The organism is Parapusillimonas granuli (assembly GCF_013416525.1).
Taxonomy (GTDB): domain Bacteria; phylum Pseudomonadota; class Gammaproteobacteria; order Burkholderiales; family Burkholderiaceae_B; genus Parapusillimonas; species Parapusillimonas granuli.
Genome location: NZ_JACCEM010000003.1, coordinates 434,893 through 457,561, shown reverse-complemented (window position 1 = coordinate 457,561; position 22,669 = coordinate 434,893). Strand labels below are relative to the sequence as shown.

Sequence of the window (22,669 nt, the reverse complement as noted above, 5' to 3'; positions counted from 1 at the left end):
ATGAGCCTGACTGAAAAAATCAAGAAATCCCTGCCGCTGCTCCTGATCGCCGCCATCGCCGCGGGCGCCTACGCGGCATGGCATCTGTCCCGGGATGGCGGGCCGCCGCCCGGATTCATGCAGGGCAACGGCCGCATCGAAGCCACTGAAATCGATATCGCCACCAAGCTCCCGGGCCGCGTGGAGCAGATCCTGGTCAACGAGGGCGATTTCGTGAAAGCCGGCCAGACCCTGGCGATCATGAATCCGGAGTCCCTGCAGGCGCAGCTGGAAGAAGCCCAAGCCCGCCAGCGCCAAGCCGACCACGCCGTTGCGGCGGCCCGGGCCCAGGTCGCGTTGCGCGAAAGCGAAGTGGCGACCAACCAGGCGCTCGTCCGGCAGCGCGAAAGCGACCTGAACCTTGCCCGGCAGCGCCTGCGCCGCTCCAGCACGCTGGCCAAGCGGGGCGCCACCTCGCAGCAAGAGCTGGACGACGACCGCGCCGGCGTCCATGGCGCGGAAGCGAGGCTGGAGGCCGCCAAGGCCCAGGTCATCTCCGCGCAGGCCGGCGTGACCGCGGCAAAGGCCGACCAGGTAGGCGCCGAATCGGCCGTCGCCGCGGCGGCCGCGACCGTGACGCGCATCCGCTCCGACCTCGAGGACAGCCGGCTCAAGGCTCCACGCGACGGGCGCATCCAATTGCGCGTGGCACAGCCGGGGGAAGTGCTGGCGGCCGGCGGCAGGGTATTGAACATGCTCGACCTGGCCGACGTGACCATGACCTTCTTCATGCCCGAGACGATAGCCGGCCGCCTGGCCATGGGCAGCGACGTGCGCATCATTCTGGATGCGGCGCCCAACTACGTCATTCCGGCAAAGATCTCTTTCGTTGCCAGCCAGGCGCAATTCACGCCCAAGACCGTGGAAACCGCCAGCGAACGGCAGAAGCTGATGTTCCGCATCAAGGCCCGCCTCCCGGTGGACCTGCTGCAAAAAAACCTGGAACAGGTCAAGACCGGCCTGCCCGGCGTCGCCTGGGTCCGCTACGATCCGTCGCAGTCCTGGCCCGAGTTCCTGAATGTCCGCCTGCCCGAGTAAGCCCATGGATGCTTGCGTCGCCCGCATCAAAGGCCTGAGCCATCGCTACGGCGAGACCCAGGCATTGGACCGCATCGACCTGGACGTGCCCACGGCGCGGATGGTCGGCCTGATCGGCCCCGACGGCGTGGGCAAGTCCACCCTGCTGTCGATCCTGGCCGGGGCCCGGATCATACAGGAAGGCGGCGTCCATGTGCTGGGCGGCGACATGGCGGAGCGCACGCACCGCAACCGCACGTGCCCGCGCATCGCCTACATGCCGCAAGGTCTGGGCAAGAATCTGTATCCGACCTTGTCGGTCGAGGAGAACCTCCAGTTCGTCGCCAGGCTCTTCGGCCAGGGCCCGGACGAGCGCCGGCGCCGCATCGACGAACTGACGCGCAGCACCGGCCTGCAACGCTTTCTGTCGCGCCCGGCCGGCAAGCTGTCGGGCGGCATGAAGCAGAAGCTGAGCCTGTGCTGCGCCCTGATCCACGACCCCGACCTGCTGATCCTGGACGAGCCCACCACCGGCGTCGACCCGCTCGCCCGTGCCCAGTTCTGGGAGCTGATCGCCCGCATCCGCGGCCGCCGGCCCGGCATGAGCGTCATCGTCGCCACGGCCTACATGGACGAGGCCCAGCGCTTCGATTGGCTGGTTGCCATGGACGAAGGCCGCGTCCTGTCGACGGGAACCCCGGCCGAGCTGCTGGAAAGGACCGGCGCGAAGACGCTGGAATCCGCCTTCATCCAGCTTCTGCCCGCCGGCAAGCGCGAGGGCTATGCGCCGGTGGTGATTCCTCCGCTGGCTGAAACCGGTACGGAAGACATCGCCATCGAGGCTCACGACCTGACGATGCGTTTCGGCGATTTCGTGGCCGTCGACCATGTCAGTTTCCGTATCCGGCGCGGCGAAATCTTCGGTTTCCTCGGCTCGAACGGCTGCGGCAAATCGACCACTATGAAGATGCTGACCGGCCTGCTGCCCGCCAGCGAGGGCCAGGCCTGGCTATTCGGCCGCAAGATCGACCCGCACGACATCGACGTGCGCCGGCGGGTGGGCTATATGTCGCAGTCTTTCTCCTTGTATGGGGAACTGACGGTCCGCCAGAATCTCGTCCTGCACGCCGGCCTGTTCCATGTGCCGCCCGAACGCATCGACGAGCGGGTCGACGCCATGGTGGAGCGGTTCGGCCTGGGCAAGGTGCTGCACGCGCTGCCCGACAGCCTTCCGCTCGGCATCCGCCAGCGCCTGTCGCTCGCGGTGGCCATGGTGCATGAGCCTGAATTGCTGATCCTGGACGAGCCCACGTCCGGAGTGGACCCGATCGCCCGTGATGAGTTCTGGCGCCTGCTGATTACGCTTTCACGGCGCGACCGCGTGACGATCTTCATCTCCACCCACTTCATGAATGAAGCGGAACGCTGCGACCGGATGTCGATGATGCATGCGGGGCGCGTGCTGGAAAGCGACCGGCCCGCCGAGCTGGTGCGGAAGAAAGGAGCCGCCACGCTGGAAGAAGCCTTCATCCGCTATCTGCTCGACGCCAGCGATGAAACGGCCGCGCCGGACGCTCATGAAGCGCCCGGCCCCGCGGCCGAGGCGCGGGATGCGGATGCGCCGGACGGCGCCGGGCGCATCGCCTCTTTCAGCCTGGCCCGGCTGCTGAGCATCGCCCGGCGCGAATCGATGGAACTGCGCCGCGACCCGGTGCGCGGCACGCTCGCCCTGCTCGGCTCCCTGGTGCTGATGTTCGTCATCGGCTTCGGGATCAGCATGGACGTGGAGAACCTGCGCTTCGCGGTGCTGGACCGCGACCAGACCACCATCAGCCGCGACTATGCGCTGAACGTGGCGGGGTCGCGCTACTTCGTCGAACATCCCCCCATCGCCAGCGATGCCGACATGGACCGCCGCCTGCGCAGCGGCGAGATTTCCTTGGCCATCGAGATACCGCCCGGCTTCGGACGCGACCTGCTGCATGGCCGCACGGCCCAGATCGGCGCCTGGATAGACGGCGCCATGCCGCAACGGGCCGAGACCGTCAAAGGCTATGTCCAGGGCCTGCACCAGCAATGGCTGATGCAGCAGGCGCGCGAACGGCTGGGCACGCAGGCAAGCCCGCCGGCCAGCCTGGAAACCCGCTTCCGCTACAACCCGGACGTGCGCAGCCTGCCGGCCATGGTGCCCGTGGTCATTCCATTGCTGCTCATGATGCTGCCGGCCATGCTGACCGCCCTGGCCGTGGTCCGTGAAAAGGAAATCGGCTCGATCATCAATCTGTACGTCACCCCCGTCACCCGCAGCGAATTCCTGCTGGGCAAGCAGCTTCCCTACATCGGCCTGGCCTTGGTGAATCTCCTGGCGATGTGTCTGCTGTCGGTCACCGTTTTCGGCGTGCCGATCAAGGGCAGCCTGCCGACCCTGGCCTTGACCGGCGTCCTGTATTGCGTCGCCGCCACCGGCCTCGGCCTGCTGGCGTCGGCCATGACGCGCAGCCAGATTGCCGCCATGTTCTTCACCATGATCGCCACCCTCATTCCCGCCATCCAGTTCTCGGGCCTGATGGACCCCGTCAGTTCCATGGAGGGGCTGGGTCGGATCATCGGCAACACCTACCCGGCCGCCTACATGTTCACGATCAGCCGCGGGATCTTCAACAAGGCGCTGGAGTTCCGGGACTTGTGGCCGTCGATATGGCCCATGATGCTGTCCATCCCCGTGATCCTGGGCATGGCCGTCGCCCTTCTTCGCAAGCAGGACCGCTGACATGAAGCTCAAATCCATGGCGACCATCTGGCGGCTGGGCATCAAGGAACTCTGGAGCCTGTGGCGCGACCCCGTCATGCTGGCATTGATCGCATTCTCGTTCACCGTCTCGGTCTATACCGCCGCCACGGCGGTGCCTGAAACGCTGCACCACGTCTCCATCGCCATCGTGGACGAGGACCATTCCCCGCTTTCCCAGCAGATCACCGCCGCGTTCTACCCGCCCCAGTTCATCGCGCCCGCCATGATCAGCCACCGGGAGGTCGACCCCGGCATGGACATCGGCCGCTACTCCTTCGTGCTGAACATTCCGCCCAACTTCCAGCGCGACCTGCTGGCGGGGCGCAATGCCGAGATCCAGATCAACGTGGACGCCACGCGCATGAGCCAGGCCTTCACGGGCAACGGCAACATCCAGCAGATCATACAGGGCGAGATCGACACCTTCCTGCGCGAACGCAACCCCGTGCAGGCGGCGCCGGTGGACCTGGTGCTGCGGGCCAGATTCAACCCCGGCCTGGAAAAAGCCTGGTTCGGCGGCCTGATGGAGATCATCAACCAGATCACCATGCTGTCCATCATCCTGACGGGCGCCGCGCTGATCCGCGAACGGGAACACGGGACCATAGAGCACCTGCTGGTCATGCCCGTGACGCCCCTGCAGATCATGCTGTCCAAGGTCTGGTCGATGAGCCTCGTCGTCCTGGCCGCGGCCGCCCTCTCGCTCAACGGCATCGTGCGCGGCCTGCTGCATGTGCCCATAGACGGTTCGCTGCCGCTGTTCTTCTGCGGCGCGGCCCTGCATCTGTTCGCCATGACCTCGATGGGAACCTATCTGGCCACCCTGGCACGCAACATGCCGCAGTTCGGCATGCTGATGATGCTGATCCTGCTGCCCTTGCAGATGCTGTCCGGCGGCACCACCCCGCGCGAGAGCATGCCGGCGCCGGTGCAAGACCTGATGCTGGCCGCTCCCACCACGCATTTCGTCGAACTGGGCCAGGCGATCCTGTATCGGGGCGCGGGCTTCGACGTCGTCTGGCCGTCGTTCCTGTCCCTATTGATCATCGGTTCGATCATGTTCGCGCTGTCGTTGCGGCGCTTCCGTTCGGCCATCAACAGCATGGCCTGACATCCACTCTTGAAGGAAACATCATGACAACTACTCATACCGCGCTGGTCACCGGCGGCACCGGCGGCCTGGGCCAGGCCATCGCCCGCGCCCTGCACGACCAGGGCCACACCGTGCTGGTCGCCCATTCGCCCGCCAACGATCGCGTAGCGGCCTGGCTCGAATCGCAGGCGGAGCAGGGCTATCGCTTCCAGGCTTATGGCGCCGACGTCGCGGACGAAGCCGACTGCCTGGCCATGGCCGAGCGCATCCGGACCGACGGCCATGTGGTGGACATCCTGATCAACAACGCCGGCGTGACCCAGGATGGCACTTTCCGCAAGATGCAAAAGTCCGCCTGGGACCGCGTGCTGCGCACCAATCTGGATTCCATGTTCAACGTCACGCATCCCTTCATCGACGGCATGATCGAGTCCGGCTGGGGGCGCATCGTCAACATAGCGTCCATCAACGGCAGCAAGGGCCAGTTCGGCCAGACCAACTACGCCGCCGCCAAGGCAGGCATCCATGGCTTCACCAAGTCGCTGGCGCTCGAAGTCGCCCGGAAAGGCATCACCGTGAACACGGTCTCGCCCGGCTACATGGACACGGCCATGGTGGCGGCCGTCGACCCCCAGGTCCTCGAGACCCAGATCATCTCCCAGATCCCCGTCGGCCGCCTGGGACGCCCCGAAGAAGTCGGCGCCCTGGTGGCCTTCGTCTGCAGCGAATCCGCCGCCTTCATGACGGGCAGCAACCTGGCCATGAACGGCGGCCAGCACATGTATTGAGATCGCGACACTTATGACTCATTCGTCACCGTCCACTTTGCGCAATCCGGCCTTCGAAGAGTTCGCCGTCGGCGACAAGTTCCTGGTGGAGGCGCGCGTCACGTCCCTGGATGCGCCCCGCCGGCGCATCCATCTGGCCTGCACCTGCACGCTGCCCGACGGCACGGTCGCCATCGAAGGCGAGGCTTATGTCCAGGCGCCGCAGGAATCCATCACGTGCGCGCGCAGCGCCCCGCCCGAAATCCACGTCGAGGACTCGCCGCCAGCCGGCCTGCATGCCTTGCTGGCGCAGGTAAGCGGCCTGGCGCCCATCCGGGTGGCCGTGGTGCACCCATGCGATGAAATCAGCCTGAAAGCCGCCTTGGACGCACATTCCCAAGGCCTCATCGAACCCGTCCTGGTGGCGCCCGCCGCCCTGCTGGCCCGGACCGCCCAGGCGCTGGGCGTGTCGCTCGACGGCCTGGACGTCCGCGACGCGGCCGACAGCCAGGCGGCGGCCGCCGCCGCGGTGGCCCTGGCGCGCGCCGGCGAAGTCGAGGCCTTGATGAAGGGGCACCTGCATACGGACGAACTCATGGAGGCCGTGGTGCACAGCGCCGGCTTGCGCACGAAGCGCCGGATCAGCCATTGCTACCTGATGCAGACCCCGCACTACCCGCGTCCCTTCATCATCACCGACGCGGCGGTCAATATCGCGCCCACCCTGGAGCAGAAGGCGGACATCGTCCGCAATGCCATCGACCTGGCCCACGCCATCGGGGTGAAAAAGCCGCGAGTGGCCATTCTGGCCGCCGTGGAAACCGTAAACCCCGCCATGCCGGCCACGGTGGACGCCGCCGCCCTGTGCAAGATGGCCGATCGCGGCCAGATCACCGGCGCATGCCTGGACGGGCCCCTGGCCTTCGACAACGCCGTCTCCCAAACCGCGGCCCACATCAAGGACATCCACTCGGAAGTCGCGGGGCTGGCGGACATCCTGGTGGCCCCGGACCTGGAGAGCGGCAACATGCTGGCCAAGCAGCTGATGTACCTGGCGGACGCCGCCAGCGCGGGCCTGGTGCTGGGCGCTCGGGTGCCCATCATCCTGACCAGCCGGGCCGACACCCATGAATCCCGCATCGCATCCTGCGCCCTGGCGCTGCTGCTGGCCCACCATTACAGGAATTCCCCGATATGACCTTCGATCACGCTTGCGCACAGACCCACATCCTGGTGCTGAACTGCGGTTCCTCCAGCATCAAGTTCGCCCTGTTCGATACGGCCGCCGGCCCCGCGCCCCGCAATCCGTCCTGGAGCGGCAAGGTCCAGGGCATAGGCTGCCAAAGCCAGGAGCTCCATGAAACAGGCCGCGCGCCCTTGGCCGTGCGCCTGGACCCCGGCCATCCCTATCGGGACGCCGTGGAAATCATTCTGCAACGTGTCCATGCCTTGCTGGGCCACGGCCGCCTGCTGGCGGTGGTGCACCGCGTGGTCCATGGAGGCGGCAAATACTCCGCCCCCATCCGCATCGACGCCGACGTCCTGGCGGACCTGCGCAATTACACGCCGCTGGCGCCGCTGCACCAGCCGTTCGCGCTGGAAGCGATCGACATCCTGCTGGGAAAATACCCCGGCCTGCCGCAGATGGCCTGCTTCGATACGGCCTTCCACAGCACGGTGCCCCAGGTCGAGCAGATGCTGCCGCTGCCCTATGCCGCCTGGGAGCGCGGCCTGCGCCGCTACGGCTTCCACGGCCTGTCGTATGAATACTTGACGGTGGCGCTTGCGGAGCAGTATGGCGAGCACGCACGGGGCCGGGTGATCGCGGCTCATTTGGGCAGCGGCGCCAGCCTGTGCGCCATGCGCGCGCTGCGCAGCGTTGCCACGACCATGGGGTTCTCGGCCCTGGACGGCCTGATGATGGGAACCCGCCCCGGATCGCTGGATCCCGGCGCGGTGATCTACCTCATGGAGATCGAAAAGCTCAGCCTGGAAGAGGTCAGCCACATTCTGTACTGCGAATCGGGGCTCAAAGGCGTCTCGGGGGTGTCGCCCGACCCGCGGGAACTGCTGCCGCGCGAAGCCGATGAGCCGCGCGCCAGGCTGGCGCTGGACATGTACGTGCGCCGCATCGTGCGCGAGATCGGCGCCCTGACCTCTGTGCTGGGCGGGCTGGACATGCTGGTGTTCACCGCCGGCGTCGGCGAGCACAACGCAACCATACGCGAGCGGGTCTGCGCGGACCTGGCCTGGCTGGGCGTGGAACTGGACCCGCAGGCGAACGCAGCATCCCAGAAAACGCTTTCGTCCATGAGCAGCTCGGTGCTGGTCGTCATGGAGCCTACCAACGAGGAATGGATCGCCGCCCGCCATGCACAGTCGTTCCTGAGCTCGAACGCCATGGCGAACCTTTGAACACTGATCCGGTCGGCCCCATGCAATCCATCAAAATTACCATCGTCGTTTTATTCGCGTTCGTCACGGGGCTTTGGCTCATGGCGGACACCTTCATGCCGCAGCCCTTCGGCTATTTTCCCTGGCGCCACGTCATGGTGCAATATTCGGGCGTCATGGCCATGACCGCCATGAGCGCGGCGCTGATACTGGCGCTGCGCCCCAGATTCCTGGAAGGCTTCTTGGGCGGCCTGGACAAGATGTACCGCCTGCACAAGTGGCTGGGCGTCACCGCGCTGGCCGCAAGCGCCGCGCACTGGATTTTTGCCAAGGGCACGAAGTGGGCCGTGGGCTGGGGCTGGCTGATCAAGCCCCCGAAAGGCGAGCGGCCGGCCTACGAAGGCCTTGAAGCCGTGTTGCGCACCCAGCGCGGGCTGGCCGAAACCCTGGGCGAATGGGTGTTCTATGTCGCCATGGCGCTGGTCGTGCTGGCCCTGATCAAACGCTTTCCATACCATCTGTTTGCCAAGACGCACAAGGTGCTGGCCGCGGCCTACCTGATACTGGTTTTCCATGGCGTCATCCTCATGGAATTTTCCTACTGGAGCCAGCCTGTCGGCGTCGTCATGGCGGTCTTCATGGCGGCCGGCGGCATTGCCGCCATCATGGCCCTGACGGGATATGTCGGCCGCAAGCGCGAAGTGCACGGCCGCATCAAGGCGCTTAGCTATTACCCCGAAATGCGCACGCTGAAAACCTGTATTGAAATCGACCCGGAATGGCCCGGGCACGATGCCGGGCAGTTCGCCTTCGTGACCTCGAATCGCCGCGAGGGCGCCCATCCCTACACGATCGCGTCGGCCTGGCATCCGGGCACGCGGGAAATCACTTTCATCACCAAGGGGCTGGGCGACCACACCGGCCAGCTTCACAAAAAGCTTGCGGTGGGCGATGCCGTTACCGTGGAAGGCCCTTATGGGCGGTTCAATTTCGCCGACGGCAACCGGCGGCAGATCTGGATAGGCGCGGGAATAGGCATCACGCCTTTTCTGGCCCGCCTGCAGGATCTGGCGCGGGGGAAGCAAGGTGACTACGAGATTGATCTATTCCATCCCGTCTCGACGCTGGCACAGGAGGCGCGCCAGTCGCTGGAACGGCATGCGCAGGCGGCGGGAGTGCGCCTTCATTTGATGGTGGGCGACCAAGGCGGACGTTTGAGCGGCGAGCGGCTACGCGAGCTGATTCCCGATTGGAAGAGCGCGGGCGTCTGGTTTTGCGGACCGGCGGGGTTCGGCCGCGCCCTGCGGGAAGACCTGGTCGCCCATGGGTTGAGGGCGGGCGATTTCCATCAGGAGCTGTTTGAAATGCGCTGAGATTCCCTGGGCCTGCGCCCGGGCGCGAGGATCAATCCACGATGAACAGCTTCGCGCCCGTCTCCGTCATCGACCGATGAGCCTCCGCATCATCGGCCACCTGATAAGACATGCCGGGCGTCAATACGTATCGCCTGCCATCGGCCAGCTCGGTTTCCAGCGTTCCAGCCAAGCAGAGCAGAATATGGCCTTTCGAGCACCAATGGTCGGCAAGATAGCCCGGACTGTATTCCACCATGCGAACGCGGATGGGCCCGAACTGACTGGTGCGCCATAAAGCCATGCCCCGTTCACCCTTGTGCTCGGTGGGTGCCATGGCGTCCCAATCCACGGTGCAAAACGGCAAATTATCAATTTTCATCTTGAATCCTATCGATCCTTTAACTTTCGAAAGCCCTTAAATGCGGAAACCGCCCTTCCGCAATATAAGCCTCTTCCGCCGGAGTCGAGCCGCGTCCAAGCACCTGATTGCGATGCGGATGGCGGCCAAAGGCCGCAATGACCTGCCTGACGTCGCCGGCCTGCTTGACCAGCGACTGATAAATAGGCCGCAGCTCCGCCGGCGATTCCGCGGCGATGCCCCGGCGAAGACGAATCAAGAGATTCAGGCGGTCGAGGTGATCCGGGCCTTCACAGTGGCCTAGCGGCAAGCCGAAGACGACCTTGTGCCATGGCTTGTCCAGCGCCGCATAATGGCCGTTTGCAATGCCGTCCATCGCCAAGGACAAGGCGGCCGTATCCTGCGCATAGGCGCGGGCGGTGCCGCGCCAGACCGACCGCGAAAACTGGTCGAGCGCGATGATCAGCGCAAGCCGGCCGTAAGGGTCGGCCGCCCAGTCGGCAAGACGGCCCGCGGCGGCTTCCGTGGCGAGATCCGAGAATCGAGCCGTGATTTCGCCATCCGCCCCGCCGCGCATCCGCCAGAACCAATGGCCATGATGCGTGCCGGCATCGACGACGGCCAAGCGCCCTTCGGGAAACCAGAAGTCGATGACGTCCTGCCATTCCCGATGTTCGGTTGCGGATCCGGGGGTGGGCCCATGTGCGGCTCGGGTGGGTTGCTGCATGATGGTCTCCGGCTATCGCCCCGCGCCGCATGCAGCGGGCGTGCGTTCCATATACACGGCGCCCTCGCCGTAGGCGGCAAGCTTCGCCGCCAGGTCCTGCGCGCTGGGCTGGAACCCGAAGCGCGACCAGAACCGCATCGTGCCATACACGGAGATCAGCGCGGTCTTCGGAAAGCCCCCGGCAATGGCGAGCAGCTTGTCGACGCCGGCGCGCGCCAGGCCCGAGCCTCGCAAGACCGGCGACAGCGCAAAGTCATGGATGTAGTAATGGCGTTCGCCCTGGGCCAAGCCGCCCAGCAGAGTGTCGAGCCGCGGCGGATTCGCGGGCGCGATCGGATGCGACACCGCATAACCCAGGATCCTCCCGCCGCGATCCGCCACCAGGCATCCATCCGGAAAGAGCCGCTGCCGCTCGCCGAAGACCTCCGCGCGCTCGATCAGCCCGGGGTGGATGCTGTCGGCCAGGGCCATCACACCGGGGATATCGCCATGATTCATCTCGCGCCAAATCGCCATGCCTTTCCTGCTTGATTCCGGATTGCCACAGTCCAGAGTTTACCTTGGGACTTGCCGGCCACCCGTCCGAAACCGCGCTACGCCCCCTTGGGATTCTCAAGTCGTCCACTTGCGTTCAAAATCCATTTTCTTGAAATGATCAGCCAGGAAGTCGATGAATGCCCTTGATTTGATAGGCAGGAATTGACGATTCGGGTAGGCGATATTGATGGTCAGGTGCGGCAACGACCAATCGTCCAGGACCGACACCAGCCGCCCAGCGGCGATATCGTCATAAATAATGTATTTGGGCTGCACCAGGATGCCCAAGTCGAGCATGGCCGCAGAGCGGAGTACCTGCCCGTCATTGGAGTTCAACAGCCCCTTGCCCGACCACACCGATGTTTTCCCGTTCTTGCGAAAACGGAGCTCGTCGGGTTTGTTCGCGTAGGTATAGATCAGCATGCTGTGCCGGTTCAAGTCTTCGATCGTCCTGGGCATGCCACGCAACTCGAGGTACCTTGGCGATGCCGCCAGAATGCGCCGCGTTCCTGCCAGTTTGCGGATAGTGATGTTGGAATCGGGCTCGTGCTCCCTCGTGCGAATCGCAACGTCTATGTTGTTGTCGATCAGGTCGTAATAGCGGTTCGAAGCCACCACATCCAGATTCAAGTTGGGATACTGCCGGGTGAAGGCGGGGATGAGCGGCGCGATGTGGTTCAGGCAAAACGACAGTGATGCCGTGACGCGCAGCATCCCGGTCGGATTCATCGTGCTCGCATGGACCGATGCTTCGGCTTCCAGCGAATCGGCAAGAATGCTCCGGCACCTGCGATAGAAGTCCTGCCCCACGTCGGTCAGGTATAGGCGGCGGGTATTGCGCTCCACCAACCGGGCCCCAAGCCGCGTTTCCAGCGAGCGCAAGTGTCGGCTGGCCGCCGCATTCGACATCGACATGGCCTCTGCGGCACGGCTAAGGCTTTTACGCTCGGCAACCTCTACGAAGAGAGCCATTTCCGTCCATCTGCCCATAATTTTTATTCCACTTACTGAAAAAGTGTTTTCCCAAAACTTCGTTTTATTCCAATTTTAAGTCAGATATAGTAAACGCCAGAACAAAATCCGAGACAAGCAAACCGTTCTTTTTGGATAATCCCGCCGCATGATTTATTGTTTTCATCTGATCGACGCGCCCCATTCCGAAGCTCTGCGCACCGAGGTCCGGCCCCGGCACAAAGCCTACTTGGCGACAGTGGCCGACCGTATCGCATTTGCCGGGCCGCTATTGGCCGAAGACGGCCGCACGATGGTCGGCAGTCTGCTGGCGATCGACTTCCCCAACCGCGCTGCGGCCTTGCAGTGGCTGAGCCAAGAACCATTCACCAAAGCGGGCTTGTATGCCAGTGTGTCGGTGTATGCGTTCTCCAATCTCTGGCCCCAGAAGCAGGGCTTCCCTCCCGCGGCCGCATCATGATCAAGCATATTGTGATGTGGAACGTGCGGGGTGACACACCGGACGCGAAGCAGGACGCCATGGCGCGCCTGAAGTCGTCCTTCGAAAGCCTGCGCGGATGCATTCCAGGCATGACGCATCTGGAGATCGGCCTGGATCACAGCCGTATTTCGTATGCCTGCGACGTCGTCCTGTATAGCGAATTCGAATCCCAGGAGGCGCTGGACGCCTACGCCGGCCATCCCGAGCACCTTCGCGTTCGGCAAGAGCTCGACGGCTTGCGCATTGCGCGGCATCAAGTCGATTATGTGGCGCAGACGCCGCCCGCCAAGTATTCCTCAGCCCACGAGAGCATCGCATGAACTCCATAGCCATTTCACCCGTTTCCCTTGAACAACTCTTCACCGAAGCCCGCACCCAGAATGGCTGGACGGACCGGCCGGTGGATGACGCAACCTTGCGTGCGCTGTATGAGTTGGTGAAGATGGGACCCACCTCGATGAATTGCCAGCCCATGCGCGTGGTGTTCCTGACGACGCCGGAAGCCAAGGCGCCTTTGCTCGACGCCTTGCTGCCTGGCAATGTGGACAAGACCCGCGCGGCGCCCGTGACGGCCATCATCGCCTATGACTCGAAGTTCTATGACCACATTCCGCGCATATGGCACAACGCGGCGGCGCGCGACATGTTCGCTTCGAACGAAGCCTTGTCGCATGCCACGGCGTTTCGCAATGGGTCCATGCAGGGCGGATACTTTATCCTCGCGGCGCGTGCGGTGGGTCTGGAATGCGGACCGATGAGCGGGTTTGACGCTGAAAAGGTCAATTCGGCGTTTTTTGCGGGCTCCACCTACCGCGTGAATTTTCTGTGCAACCTTGGCTACGGGGACCCCAGCGTCCTAATGCCGCGCCAGCCGCGACTGGCTTTTGATGAAGTCTGCCGTATCGCAAAATAAATATATCCGAGGAGAACACCCATGAGAAGCTATGTCGTTTCATTCCTGGCGTCGTTGATGCTGACGCCGGCCCTGCATGCGGAAACTGCGCAAAACTACCCGTCCCGGCCCATCACCATCGTGGTTCCTTTCGCCGCTGGCGGAAGCACCGACGCACTGGCGCGCGCTCTTTCCAATCATCTTGGCAACAAGCTGGGCCAGTCGGTGGTCGTGGAGAACAAGCCGGGGGCGGCCGGCGCCATCGGCGCCGCAAACGTCGCCAGCGCGCCGGCGGACGGCTATAAACTTCTCGTGGCGACGAGCAGCACGCATAGCATCCTGCCGCTGCTTCGCGAGCTCCCTTATGACAGCATCAAGGACTTCACGCCGGTCGCCGGCCTGGGCGTGGCGCCCAATGTCCTGGTCGTCAGCCCGACGCTCAATGTATCTTCGGTTGCGGAATTGATCGCATTGGCCAAAAAGGATCCCGGTGCCCTGACCTTCTCGTCCAGTGGTACCGGCACCATCACCCATTTGATCGGTGAGCAGTTCCTGCAGCGGGCCGGCATCGAAGCCGCGCACATTCCCTACAAGACCGGCGTTCAGGCTTTAGGAGACATCACGACGGGCCGGGTCTCGTTCGCGTTCGACAGCGTGGTGTGGACCTTGCCCCAGTCGCAAAACGGCAAGGTGAAGGCGCTCGCCTTGACCAGCAAAGAGCGCTCGGCCTTGGCGCCGTCCCTTCCCACCATGTCGGAAAGCGGCTTGCCCAACTTCGATGCGGCGACCTGGTTCGGCATCATGGCGCCTTCCGGGACACCTCCGTCCGTTGTCGACAAGCTCAATACGGCGATCAACGACGTTCTGAAGGATCCCGCGATGCTGGATCAACTGCGGCAAGTGGGCGCCGTGCCGCTGGGTGGTTCGCCTGAAACACTGGGCCGGCTCGCCGGCGACGAGATGCAGCAATGGAAGCCCGTCATCAGTCAACTCAAGATCAAAGTGGAATAAAAGACATGTCCCATGCACAACGCAGCACTTTTCGTCAGCTGGTCGAAACCGAACGCCCCCTGGTCCTTCCCGGCGCTCACGACGCGCTATCCGCCTTGCTGATCAAGCAGGCCGGTTTCAAGGCGTATTTCATTGGGGGATTCCCCTTGGTGGGCGCCAGGTACGGGGTCCCGGACATCGGCTTGGTCGCGCTCGGCGAAATCTCCGCCGGCATAAGAGACATCATGGCCGTATCGGATCTTCCAGTGCTGGTCGACGTCGACAACGGCTATGGCGACGTAAAGAACGTGGTCTATTCGATGCAAACCTATGAAAAAATGGGCGCCCAGGCCGTTTTCTTCGAAGACCAGGTTTCGCCCAAGCGCTGCGGCCATATCGCGGGCAAGGCGCTGCTGTCCTCGCAGCAGATGGAAGCGCACATTCGCGCCGCCGCCGAAAATCGTCTCAACCCCGATACGTTCATCATCGCCCGTACCGATGCCAGAGAGGTATACAGCCTGGACGAAGCATTGCGCCGAGGCGAACGCTATGCCCGGGCGGGTGCCGACGGGATATTCATCGAAGCGCCCGAGTCCATTGAAGAGCTGGAAATCATCAGCCGAAACCTCGACGTGCCCTTGATGGCCAATATGCTCGAAGGCGGGCGAACACCTATACTCAAGCCTACGGAATTGGAAGATCTGGGATATCGCATCGTCATTTACGGCATTTCCTTGCTCATGCGCGCAACGCGCGCCATGCAGAACTGCCTTGAAGACATTCGCAGCAACGAATTCAAGCTCATGGGCACAGGAATCGGGTTCGAAGATTACAAGAAAGCCATCGGCTTCTACGACTGGGCCGACATCGAATCACGCTACTCGGTCAGCGAAAATGTGCAGCGAAGCGAGTGAAAGACATGTCCATGATCAATTTGGATGAAAACACCATCACGCAGGCGGTCATCGACAGCCATGCAAATGCTTCGAATCCTCGGCTGCAAGAAATAATGACTTCCCTGGTGCGGCATCTGCATGCATTTGCCCGCGACGTGGATCTTACCGAAGCGGAATGGAAAATCGCCATTGACTTCCTGACCGCGGTCGGCCAGAAGTGCAGCACGACCCGTCAGGAATTCATTTTGCTGTCGGACACTCTCGGCCTCTCGACACTGGTCACGGCGCAGAACCATCGCCATCCGCCGGGCCATACGGAAGCGACGGTGTTCGGGCCCTTCCATGTACCCGACGCGCCTGAATATCAGCTGGGAGACGACATCGCCCAGGGCATGGCCGGCAAGCCCTGTTTCGTGCAAGGCGCCATCAGGACCATAGATGGCACGCCCATAGCCGCCGCCCGCATAGAGGTCTGGCAGGCCGACGCCGAAGGGTTCTATGATGTACAGAGGCCTGAACTCAAGGGCCACCAAGGACGAGGCGTGCTGCGCAGCGACGCCGAAGGCCGCTTCCGCTTCAAAACGGTTCTGCCGGAATGCTACCCCATTCCCCATGACGGCCCCGTCGGACAAATGCTGGAACGCCTGGGACGCCACCCATGGCGGCCCGCGCATCTTCATTTCATGATCGAGGCTGCCGGCTACAAGTCCCTGGTGACGCATGTCTTCAGGTCGGACGACAGATATCTGGAATCCGACGCCGTGTTCGGCGTGCGGTCTTCTTTGGTCGCCGAATGGAAGAAGAACCCTGCCGGCGCCGGGCCGGATGGAACCGCATACACAGATGGCTACTACACTCTGGACTTCGATTTCGTGCTCGAACCAGGGTGAATGCGTCTCAACGAGGACAGAACATGGAGCTACCATTCTTCACGATTGGGCATTCCAACCGCAGCCTGGAAACCTTCACCGCCTTGCTGACCGGCGCCGGCATCGAGGTGCTGGTGGACATCAGAACCGTGCCGCGCTCCAGGGCGAATCCTCAGTTCAATGAAGACACCCTGCCCGGCTCGCTCGCCGGATTCGGCATCGCTTACGAACGCATCGCCGCGCTGGGCGGGCTGCGCGGCAAATCGAAAACGGTCGCTCGCGACGTGAACGGCTTTTGGGAAAACGACAGCTTTCACAATTATGCCGACTACGCGCTGACCGACCCGTTCCTCCAGGGACTTCGTCAACTGGTGGCGATAGGCCGCGAGCGGCCCAGCGCCATCATGTGTTCGGAAGCGGTGTGGTGGCGCTGCCATCGGCGCATCGTCGCCGACCACCTCATCGCCCGGGGGGAAAAGGTCATGCACATCATGGGCGAGGGCCGGCTCGACGCCGCCACACTGACGCCGGGCGCCGTATTGCACGAAAACGGCTCTGTGACGTATCCTGCCGGTTGAACGCCCGTCGCCCGGGAACAGGCTGCAGGGCAAGGCGGTCGTGGCGCCCAGCGTGCATGCCCGCCATGGGTCGGGCATCCGAATTGCTGGCCGACGGCCACCAGTTTTCCACTCTTCATTCGCATGCCGCCTTATTTCAAAGACCGTGAAGACGCCGGACGGCAGCTGGCCGAGGCCATGCCCCGGCATTACCGGGGGCGCGACGACGTCATCGTGCTGGGCTTGCCGCGCGGCGGGGTTCCCGTTGCCGAACAGGTGGCCAAGGCCCTGAATGCGCCGCTGGACGTCCTGGTGGTGCGCAAGCTGGGCGTGCCGGGCCAAAAGGAATTTGCCATGGGTGCCATCGCGCCAGGCGGCGTCACGATTCTGGACGAGTACGTCGTCCGGGAAATGGGCGTATCGCGCGAGGCGGTCGATGCGGTTCGGGAAGCCGAGCAGAAAGAGCTCGATCGCCGCTTGCGCCGTTACCGTGCCGGGCGTCCCGCCCTTGCACTGGCGGGCAAGACCGCCATCCTGGTGGACGACGGCCTGGCCACCGGCTCGACGATGCAGGCGGCGGTGGCGGCGGCACGCAAATCCGACGCGGCGGCGGTGGTGGTCGCGGTGCCGGTTTCGTCTTCGGAAGCTTGCGCCCTGCTGGCGGCGCAAGCCGATGCAGTCGTCTGCCCGTTTACCCCCCCGCGGTTTCTGGCGGTCGGAAAATGGTATGCCTCGTTTCCGCAGACCAGCGATGAGGAAGTATGCGACATTCTTCTCAGAAGGAGTTGAACACTTTGCCATGAAAGCCGCCATGATGCCCGGCGCAATGGAGCCGGCATGCGAGACTTAGTGTCCGGCTTGCGCCGGGCGGCGCTTCCGCTACGCGGCGCCGGCGACCTCGCGCGGTCGATGCGCTTCATTTCCCTGTCGACCTGCGGGAGCAGCCGCCCAGTACATGGCCCAGCGGCATATAGCGAAAGGCGCGATCCCCCTGGGCTACAATTCAACTCTTATACGCCCGTTCTCAAGAACGCAAACAATATCAACTCATACAACGCCACGCGATGCAACATGGCAGTCGATCAACCTCACCGGCTAGCTCGGCCTCGAGCTGAACAATCGGCGCCGGCGCTCGCTCCGGTGGTACGGGTCAAGACGCTCGGAGACCAGGCTTACGAATCCTTGCGTGAAGCGCTTGCTTCCGGCGAGCTTTCTCCCGGCCAGAGACTGACGGTGCGAGGTTTGGTATCGCTGCTCGGAATCGGTTTTACGCCGGCCCGGGAAGCCTTGAACAGACTGGCTGCGGAAGCGTGCCTGGAGCCGGGTCCCCAACGTGGCCTGCTGGTACCGTATTTGAGCGAAACGCGCTATATGGAGCTGGTCACCATCCGGCTCGAACTCGAACCCATGGCAGCGAAGGCCGCGCTTCCGAACATGACGGCTGCCGATATCGCTGCGCTTGAAGAAACCCAGAATGCACTGTTGGCGGCCAAGGAGCGGCAGGACTATGTCAGCGTGCTGGCTCGCAACCGCGAGTTTCATTTCCGCATATATCGCCTGTGTGAAATGCCGACCCTCTTGGCGATTCTGGAATCGCTGTGGATGCAGACGGGACCCATGCTGCGGCTTCTGTACCCGCTAAGCACGCCTGAATGGAAAGGTGGCGTCAATCATGCCGCCATTCTCGCCGCTTTGCGTGGCGGCGACGCAAGGCAGCTTGCCAAGGCGATCCGGCAAGATTTGCGCGACGGCTCGCGGCAGCTATGCGATGAATTACGCCGCAAAATGCCGCAATTGGCGCATTCCTGACCCCTGCGTCAGTCTTTCCCGCTCCAATGCACCAGTTTGGCTTCCAGCAGGCGAAACAGCCTGTCCAGGCTGTAGCCCAGCAGCGCCATGATGAGGACGCCCACCAGCACAACATCGGTCAGCATGAAGTCCGCGGCGGTCAATGCCATCCAAGCGATACCGTCATTGGTGGCAACCATTTCGGCCCCCACCAGCATGGTGACGCCTATGCCGATCGAGACTCTTATCCCGGTAAAAATGCCGGGCAGGCTGGCAGGCAGCAGCACCCTTCTGAATATCACGGCCGGCGTCGCCCCCAGCGACTGGGCCGCCTGTATTTTCCGTAAGCTGACCGATCGCACCGCCTGCATGGCGCTGATCGTCATCATGGGAAACAAGGCGGCAATGATCACAATAGCCTTGGACAGTTCGCCGATGCCGAACCAGATGATGAACAGCGGCAGCAATGCGAGCTTGGGAATAGGACGCGTAATTTCAATGGGCGGATCCAGCACTGCGCGAACACCGCCGTGCATGCCCATCAGCAAGCCAACGGGTACGCCAACCACGATGCAGAACGCGAAGGCCACGCCGAATCGCGCAAGGCTGATCAGGAAGTGATGAAGCAGCGTATTGCCTTGGTAGCCGGTCATGCAGAGCTTCCAGAACGTTTGTGCGACGCCCAGCGGCGACGGCAGGAACATGGGGTCGACAATGGGGGCCCATAACCCGCTGCCTGTCAGCCCGATCCAAAGGGCCAACATGGCTATGAACGAGGCAATGCTCAGGTGCAAGTTCATCGTCGCCGCCCGTGCCCCGGTGGAGGATTTCGATCGTTCGTTGCTCACTTCATCGCCTCCTGTCGTTGCGCCTCGATGGACTCTTCCCGCAGCAAGGCCACGATCTGGCGTTTGGCTTCCACGAACTCCGGCGTCGTGCTGATGAAGGGGTCGGCGCTATCGCCAAAGGTAGTCTGGAACGCAGCTTTGACGCGTCCCGGGCGCGCACTCATTACGACGATGTGCGTGGCTAGGTAGAGTGCCTCGTCTATGCTATGAGTGATCCACACGATCGTCTTACCGGTGCCTTTCCAGATACGATGTATTTCCTCTTGCAGCAGTTCGCGAGTCTGGTGATCCAGCGCGGCGAAGGGTTCGTCCATGAGCAGCACCTCGGGCTCATTGGCAAGCGCCCGCGCAATTGCCACGCGCTGCTGCATGCCCCCCGAAAGCTCATAGGGATAGCGATGCGCGAACGATGCCAAGCCCACTAGGTCGAGGTGTCGCATGGCGGTTTCCCGCGCCTGCGCCGCAGACCATCCAAGGGCTTGGGGACCAAAGGCCACATTATCGAGCACCGTCATCCAGTTGAATAAAGCGCCTTGCTGAAAAACCACGCCACGCTCGGGGCCTGGCGCATTGATCGCGTTTCCGGCAACCATGACGGCGCCGCTGGTCGGCGATTCAAATCCGGCAATGATATTGAGCAAGGTACTTTTGCCACAACCCGAGGGACCGACAATGCACACGAAATCTCCATCGGCGATAGCCATGTCGACGGGCTCGAGCGCTACGACACCATCCAGCAAGCTCCCGTAGCGCTTGGAAACCGCATTGATGCTGAGTTTCGCCGCAGCTGCGCGGGCGGGTGAACTCATGTCTACGACTTGTATCGACATAGATTTCCCGTCAGAGCATTTGCGCCAGGAACGATGAGTCCACATAGGGCGCAAACGTATCCGGTACGGAGGGCAGCTGATTGGCCGACTTCAGGAATTCCGCTTGCATCTGCAATGTGTGCAAGACGCCCGTGTCCTTTGCGCCCGGCATTCCCATCCACTTGTCTGTCGCCTGATCGGCGGTTGGCACCGGATGGAAGGTCCTTATGTAGGCGTGGGTCATCTCGGGCGTAAGGCTCAAGTAGGGCGATAGCGTCTTAACCACCTGCTCGGGATCGTTCCGATAGATATCGCATAGCCGCGCATATTCTTTCAAATAAGCGAGCACGAGGTCGGGATGCTCTTTCTTGAAGGAATCCCGCACCACGATGCCATCGAATACAAGCACGCCCGACTCTGCCAGGTCCCCCGTGCGCATCAAAATGGCGCCGTCTTCGGCGACGAGATCGTTCAGGATCGGAGCCCATATATATGCGGCGTCGATACTGCCTCTTCTCCATGCGGCCTGGATCGAATCCGCCTTGATGTTCAACAGTCGGACGTCGCCGGGGCCCATCCCCATCGACTCAAGCGCGGCAATCAAGGCGAAATGTACCGACGTGTTGAAAGGAAGCCCGATCGACTTTCCTTTGAGCTCGCGCAGGCTGCCGATTCCCGCCGCATTGCGGACCACCAGCGACTCGCTGTCGGTGATGTACTTCTGCACATACACCATGGACATCTTTACACCCTGTCCGAACCCCACGACCATGGGGCTGGACCCTATATTGCACAGGTCCATGCTGTTGCCTGCAATGGCCGCCAAAACCTGCGAGCCGGCGGATACGGATACGAAGTCCGTTTTCACCCCCGAGCCCAAGGCTTCGGCGAAGCTGGAAGTGGCTTTACCGAGTACCTGAGGATTCGCCGATCCAAAATGCCCAAGGATGGCCCGCTTTTGTTGTGCCATGGCGGCTCGGGGCCGAGTAAATGGACTGGTAGCGACTGTTACCGTACCTATGCTGCACATCAACCGCAAGATGTCTCGACGCGAGATGGATCCAGGAACTGGCATGATGCTCTCCAAAAATGGACAAGGGAGGGGAGGAACTGCGTTCTAATACTTCGCGGACTCTCGTGCGCCGTCCTGCCCTGCTTCCATCTGTTGGCGCACAATGGCAGAACATGCTTGTAAATCGGATAGATATTCTTCACGTACGGGCTCATGAAGTATAGACAGCATGATGTGCAAGCCTTCGGGCCGCGACGTCATCCCGGGCAGCCAGCCTTTTTCCGACATCATCGCCGCAACGCGGGGCATGTCTAGCGATGGATCCGCAAACGCCAGCAGCGCCAGATCAGGCCGAGCCAGCATGCCATAACCCGATATGGCTTCTATACCCTCGACGTAGGCGTCCCGCATGGCCATGATGCGTTGGGCAATGCGCCGGTATCCCTCGGCGCCCAGGAAGTTGAGCGTCGCCCACGCGCCAGCCACGCCGCCGGCCGGACGCGTACCCACTAATGTAGGAGTGACAAACCGTCCAGATGGCCATACATCCAGGTCGAACCCGGCAAGTCCGGCGCGTTCGGAGTTCGAAAAGAACACGGTGGACGCCGGCTTCGGGCAGAATCCATATTTATGAAGGTCTGCCGACAACGAGGCGACGCCTGGCACCGAAAGGTCGAAGTCCGGAATGACATAGCCCACGTCGCGCGCAAACGGAGCGAGGTAGCCGCCGACACATGCATCGGTATGGAGCCAAACCCCGCTGCCCTGCGCCAATTCTCCCAATTCACGTATCGGATCGATCACACCATATGGAAAGCATGGCGCGGACCCCACGAGCATGACCGTCTCTTCGTCCAAGGCGTCGGCCATCGCTCGGACATCCGCACGCCCGTCTTCCAGCACGGGGACGCGTCGTTCGACTAGATCCATTGTTTCGGCGGCCTTGGCAAAGGCCGGATGGGCCGTGATGGGAAGAACGATGTTTCCGCGCCCTTTCGGCAGGCCGCGCTTGAGCCGAGCTTCGGAGCGTGCGGCGCGCACGGCCAGGAAGATGCTTTCAGTGCCGCCGCAAGTGAATATGCCCGCCATGTCGGCGCTTCCGTTCAGCAGCGAAAGACACATTTCCAGGACTTCCTCCTGCATGGCTTTCACACTGGAGAAGGCGCGATTGGCTCCAAGGGCATTCTCGGAAAAATATCTGAAGAACGCGTCCCTGCCTATCTCGTAGGCATCGTGATCGCCACGGAATACATACAGCGGAACACGGCCCGCCCGCCAATTCTTGTCTTGCGCCGCAAATGCGTCCAACGCGCGGTCGATATGTTGCCTTGAAAGACCGCGTACGGGGAAATCCGCCATTGTCTCACTCCTATAATTTTGATGTATGTTATATCAAAATAAGGAAAAAGGTAAGGAGCGGCTTTCAAGCAGAGACAAATCATAGCGGCATGCCATTACGCCATGCCATGGACTAAAT

24 protein-coding genes are annotated in these 22,669 nt (G+C 62.6%); 16 read left to right on the top strand and 8 right to left on the bottom strand.

The features are described 5' to 3' along the window. From H0A72_RS07410 to H0A72_RS07380, 7 genes are read left to right on the top strand one after another with little or no spacing between them, the layout of a single operon-like run. Entirely contained in the window at positions 1-1,077 is a 1,077-nt protein-coding gene (locus H0A72_RS07410) for an HlyD family secretion protein (protein ID WP_180154422.1), read from the top strand. Next, positions 1,058-3,826, top strand: a complete 2,769-nt coding sequence (gene rbbA / locus H0A72_RS07405) for a ribosome-associated ATPase/putative transporter RbbA (RefSeq protein ID WP_180154421.1) — start codon at positions 1,058-1,060, stop codon at positions 3,824-3,826. Before H0A72_RS07410 ends, rbbA begins: the two co-directional genes overlap by 20 nt. A gap of 1 nt (position 3,827) precedes the next feature. After that, positions 3,828-4,958 (top strand): ABC transporter permease, encoded by a 1,131-nt coding sequence (locus H0A72_RS07400; protein ID WP_180154420.1) that lies wholly within the window; start codon positions 3,828-3,830, stop codon positions 4,956-4,958. A 23-nt stretch (positions 4,959-4,981) separates the two neighbouring features. After that, positions 4,982-5,728, top strand: a complete 747-nt coding sequence (gene phbB / locus H0A72_RS07395) for an acetoacetyl-CoA reductase (protein WP_180154419.1) — start codon at positions 4,982-4,984, stop codon at positions 5,726-5,728. 13 nt (positions 5,729-5,741) lie between these two features. Then, a complete protein-coding gene (locus H0A72_RS07390) occupies positions 5,742-6,905 on the top strand; it encodes a bifunctional enoyl-CoA hydratase/phosphate acetyltransferase (RefSeq protein WP_180154418.1) in 1,164 nt (387 codons plus the stop codon). After that, entirely contained in the window at positions 6,902-8,122 is a 1,221-nt protein-coding gene (locus H0A72_RS07385; protein WP_180154417.1) for an acetate/propionate family kinase, read from the top strand. Before H0A72_RS07390 ends, H0A72_RS07385 begins: the two co-directional genes overlap by 4 nt. A gap of 20 nt (positions 8,123-8,142) precedes the next feature. Then, positions 8,143-9,474 (top strand): ferredoxin reductase family protein, encoded by a 1,332-nt coding sequence (locus H0A72_RS07380; protein ID WP_180154416.1) that lies wholly within the window; start codon positions 8,143-8,145, stop codon positions 9,472-9,474. A 31-nt stretch (positions 9,475-9,505) separates the two neighbouring features. On the opposite strand, the gene H0A72_RS07375 is transcribed toward H0A72_RS07380, so the two are convergent. From H0A72_RS07375 to H0A72_RS07360, 4 genes are all read right to left on the bottom strand, one after another. After that, positions 9,506-9,835: a DHCW motif cupin fold protein gene (locus H0A72_RS07375; protein ID WP_180154415.1), complete on the bottom strand. Its 330-nt coding sequence runs from the start codon at positions 9,833-9,835 to the stop codon at positions 9,506-9,508. A 19-nt stretch (positions 9,836-9,854) separates the two neighbouring features. Beyond that, entirely contained in the window at positions 9,855-10,541 is a 687-nt protein-coding gene (locus H0A72_RS07370) for a DUF924 family protein (protein WP_180154414.1), read from the bottom strand. A gap of 12 nt (positions 10,542-10,553) precedes the next feature. After that, positions 10,554-11,057 carry a GNAT family N-acetyltransferase gene (locus tag H0A72_RS07365; protein WP_180154413.1) on the bottom strand — a complete coding sequence of 168 codons (504 nt, stop codon included), beginning with the start codon at positions 11,055-11,057 and terminating at the stop codon, positions 10,554-10,556. A 96-nt stretch (positions 11,058-11,153) separates the two neighbouring features. Continuing rightward, positions 11,154-12,068 (bottom strand): LysR family transcriptional regulator, encoded by a 915-nt coding sequence (locus H0A72_RS07360; protein ID WP_180154412.1) that lies wholly within the window; start codon positions 12,066-12,068, stop codon positions 11,154-11,156. A 130-nt stretch (positions 12,069-12,198) separates the two neighbouring features. Here H0A72_RS07360 and H0A72_RS07355 point away from each other — a divergent pair, with 130 nt between their 5' ends. The 9 genes from H0A72_RS07355 to H0A72_RS07315 all read left to right on the top strand — a co-directional run bounded on the left by H0A72_RS07355 (position 12,199) and on the right by H0A72_RS07315 (position 18,544). Then, the gene (locus tag H0A72_RS07355; RefSeq protein WP_180154411.1) at positions 12,199-12,510 is read left to right on the top strand and encodes a YciI family protein; all 312 of its coding nucleotides are present in this window, start codon (positions 12,199-12,201) and stop codon (positions 12,508-12,510) included. After that, positions 12,507-12,851, top strand: a complete 345-nt coding sequence (locus H0A72_RS07350) for a Dabb family protein (RefSeq protein ID WP_180154410.1) — start codon at positions 12,507-12,509, stop codon at positions 12,849-12,851. The genes H0A72_RS07355 and H0A72_RS07350 overlap by 4 nt, the downstream gene beginning before the upstream one ends. Further along, positions 12,848-13,444, top strand: a complete 597-nt coding sequence (locus tag H0A72_RS07345) for a malonic semialdehyde reductase (RefSeq protein ID WP_180154409.1) — start codon at positions 12,848-12,850, stop codon at positions 13,442-13,444. The genes H0A72_RS07350 and H0A72_RS07345 overlap by 4 nt, the downstream gene beginning before the upstream one ends. A gap of 21 nt (positions 13,445-13,465) precedes the next feature. Beyond that, complete coding sequence (locus tag H0A72_RS07340) at positions 13,466-14,434, top strand: Bug family tripartite tricarboxylate transporter substrate binding protein (RefSeq protein ID WP_180154408.1); 969 nt, start codon at positions 13,466-13,468, stop codon at positions 14,432-14,434. A gap of 5 nt (positions 14,435-14,439) precedes the next feature. Next, positions 14,440-15,327 carry an isocitrate lyase/PEP mutase family protein gene (locus H0A72_RS07335; protein WP_180154407.1) on the top strand — a complete coding sequence of 296 codons (888 nt, stop codon included), beginning with the start codon at positions 14,440-14,442 and terminating at the stop codon, positions 15,325-15,327. 11 nt (positions 15,328-15,338) lie between these two features. Continuing rightward, positions 15,339-16,199, top strand: a complete 861-nt coding sequence (locus H0A72_RS07330; protein ID WP_180154406.1) for an intradiol ring-cleavage dioxygenase — start codon at positions 15,339-15,341, stop codon at positions 16,197-16,199. Between the two features lie 23 nt (positions 16,200-16,222). Beyond that, complete coding sequence (locus tag H0A72_RS07325; protein ID WP_180154405.1) at positions 16,223-16,756, top strand: DUF488 domain-containing protein; 534 nt, start codon at positions 16,223-16,225, stop codon at positions 16,754-16,756. Positions 16,757-16,879: 123 nt separating this feature from the next. Next, a complete protein-coding gene (locus H0A72_RS07320; protein WP_180154404.1) occupies positions 16,880-17,524 on the top strand; it encodes a phosphoribosyltransferase in 645 nt (214 codons plus the stop codon). A gap of 282 nt (positions 17,525-17,806) precedes the next feature. Continuing rightward, on the top strand, positions 17,807-18,544 hold the full coding sequence (locus tag H0A72_RS07315; protein WP_180154403.1) for a GntR family transcriptional regulator: 738 nt from the start codon (positions 17,807-17,809) through the stop codon (positions 18,542-18,544). An 8-nt stretch (positions 18,545-18,552) separates the two neighbouring features. Here H0A72_RS07315 and H0A72_RS22105 read toward each other — a convergent pair whose 3' ends face one another. The 4 genes from H0A72_RS22105 to H0A72_RS07295 form a co-directional block, all read right to left on the bottom strand. Next, complete coding sequence (locus H0A72_RS22105) at positions 18,553-19,371, bottom strand: ABC transporter permease subunit (RefSeq protein ID WP_180154402.1); 819 nt, start codon at positions 19,369-19,371, stop codon at positions 18,553-18,555. Further along, positions 19,368-20,201, bottom strand: a complete 834-nt coding sequence (locus H0A72_RS07305) for an ABC transporter ATP-binding protein (RefSeq protein ID WP_218953208.1) — start codon at positions 20,199-20,201, stop codon at positions 19,368-19,370. The genes H0A72_RS22105 and H0A72_RS07305 overlap by 4 nt, the downstream gene beginning before the upstream one ends. 10 nt (positions 20,202-20,211) lie before the next feature. Further along, positions 20,212-21,150, bottom strand: coding sequence for a taurine ABC transporter substrate-binding protein (locus H0A72_RS07300; protein ID WP_180154400.1), 939 nt, complete (start codon positions 21,148-21,150; stop codon positions 20,212-20,214). A 147-nt stretch (positions 21,151-21,297) separates the two neighbouring features. Next, positions 21,298-22,551 (bottom strand): aminotransferase class V-fold PLP-dependent enzyme, encoded by a 1,254-nt coding sequence (locus H0A72_RS07295; RefSeq protein WP_180154399.1) that lies wholly within the window; start codon positions 22,549-22,551, stop codon positions 21,298-21,300. Positions 22,552-22,669: the final 118 nt, after the last annotated feature.

What these genes read in the sequence shown, in the direction of transcription:
- phbB (WP_180154419.1), top strand. Translation starts at nt 4,982, where the DNA reads ATGACAACTACTCATACCGCGCTGGTCACCGGCGGCACCGGCGGCCTG.
- H0A72_RS07295 (WP_180154399.1), bottom strand. Translation starts at nt 22,551, where the DNA reads ATGGCGGATTTCCCCGTACGCGGTCTTTCAAGGCAACATATCGACCGC.
- H0A72_RS07325 (WP_180154405.1), top strand. Translation starts at nt 16,223, where the DNA reads ATGGAGCTACCATTCTTCACGATTGGGCATTCCAACCGCAGCCTGGAA.
- H0A72_RS07365 (WP_180154413.1), bottom strand. Translation starts at nt 11,057, where the DNA reads ATGGCGATTTGGCGCGAGATGAATCATGGCGATATCCCCGGTGTGATG.
- H0A72_RS07355 (WP_180154411.1), top strand. Translation starts at nt 12,199, where the DNA reads ATGATTTATTGTTTTCATCTGATCGACGCGCCCCATTCCGAAGCTCTG.
- H0A72_RS07400 (WP_180154420.1), top strand. Translation starts at nt 3,828, where the DNA reads ATGAAGCTCAAATCCATGGCGACCATCTGGCGGCTGGGCATCAAGGAA.
- H0A72_RS07345 (WP_180154409.1), top strand. Translation starts at nt 12,848, where the DNA reads ATGAACTCCATAGCCATTTCACCCGTTTCCCTTGAACAACTCTTCACC.
- H0A72_RS07385 (WP_180154417.1), top strand. Translation starts at nt 6,902, where the DNA reads ATGACCTTCGATCACGCTTGCGCACAGACCCACATCCTGGTGCTGAAC.
- H0A72_RS07305 (WP_218953208.1), bottom strand. Translation starts at nt 20,201, where the DNA reads ATGTCGATACAAGTCGTAGACATGAGTTCACCCGCCCGCGCAGCTGCG.
- H0A72_RS07410 (WP_180154422.1), top strand. Translation starts at nt 1, where the DNA reads ATGAGCCTGACTGAAAAAATCAAGAAATCCCTGCCGCTGCTCCTGATC.
- H0A72_RS07300 (WP_180154400.1), bottom strand. Translation starts at nt 21,150, where the DNA reads ATGGCACAACAAAAGCGGGCCATCCTTGGGCATTTTGGATCGGCGAAT.
- H0A72_RS07335 (WP_180154407.1), top strand. Translation starts at nt 14,440, where the DNA reads ATGTCCCATGCACAACGCAGCACTTTTCGTCAGCTGGTCGAAACCGAA.
- H0A72_RS07380 (WP_180154416.1), top strand. Translation starts at nt 8,143, where the DNA reads ATGCAATCCATCAAAATTACCATCGTCGTTTTATTCGCGTTCGTCACG.
- H0A72_RS07375 (WP_180154415.1), bottom strand. Translation starts at nt 9,835, where the DNA reads ATGAAAATTGATAATTTGCCGTTTTGCACCGTGGATTGGGACGCCATG.
- H0A72_RS07390 (WP_180154418.1), top strand. Translation starts at nt 5,742, where the DNA reads ATGACTCATTCGTCACCGTCCACTTTGCGCAATCCGGCCTTCGAAGAG.
- H0A72_RS07330 (WP_180154406.1), top strand. Translation starts at nt 15,339, where the DNA reads ATGATCAATTTGGATGAAAACACCATCACGCAGGCGGTCATCGACAGC.
- H0A72_RS07350 (WP_180154410.1), top strand. Translation starts at nt 12,507, where the DNA reads ATGATCAAGCATATTGTGATGTGGAACGTGCGGGGTGACACACCGGAC.
- H0A72_RS07320 (WP_180154404.1), top strand. Translation starts at nt 16,880, where the DNA reads ATGCCGCCTTATTTCAAAGACCGTGAAGACGCCGGACGGCAGCTGGCC.
- H0A72_RS07370 (WP_180154414.1), bottom strand. Translation starts at nt 10,541, where the DNA reads ATGCAGCAACCCACCCGAGCCGCACATGGGCCCACCCCCGGATCCGCA.
- H0A72_RS07360 (WP_180154412.1), bottom strand. Translation starts at nt 12,068, where the DNA reads ATGGGCAGATGGACGGAAATGGCTCTCTTCGTAGAGGTTGCCGAGCGT.
- H0A72_RS07340 (WP_180154408.1), top strand. Translation starts at nt 13,466, where the DNA reads ATGAGAAGCTATGTCGTTTCATTCCTGGCGTCGTTGATGCTGACGCCG.
- H0A72_RS07315 (WP_180154403.1), top strand. Translation starts at nt 17,807, where the DNA reads ATGGCAGTCGATCAACCTCACCGGCTAGCTCGGCCTCGAGCTGAACAA.
- rbbA (WP_180154421.1), top strand. Translation starts at nt 1,058, where the DNA reads ATGTCCGCCTGCCCGAGTAAGCCCATGGATGCTTGCGTCGCCCGCATC.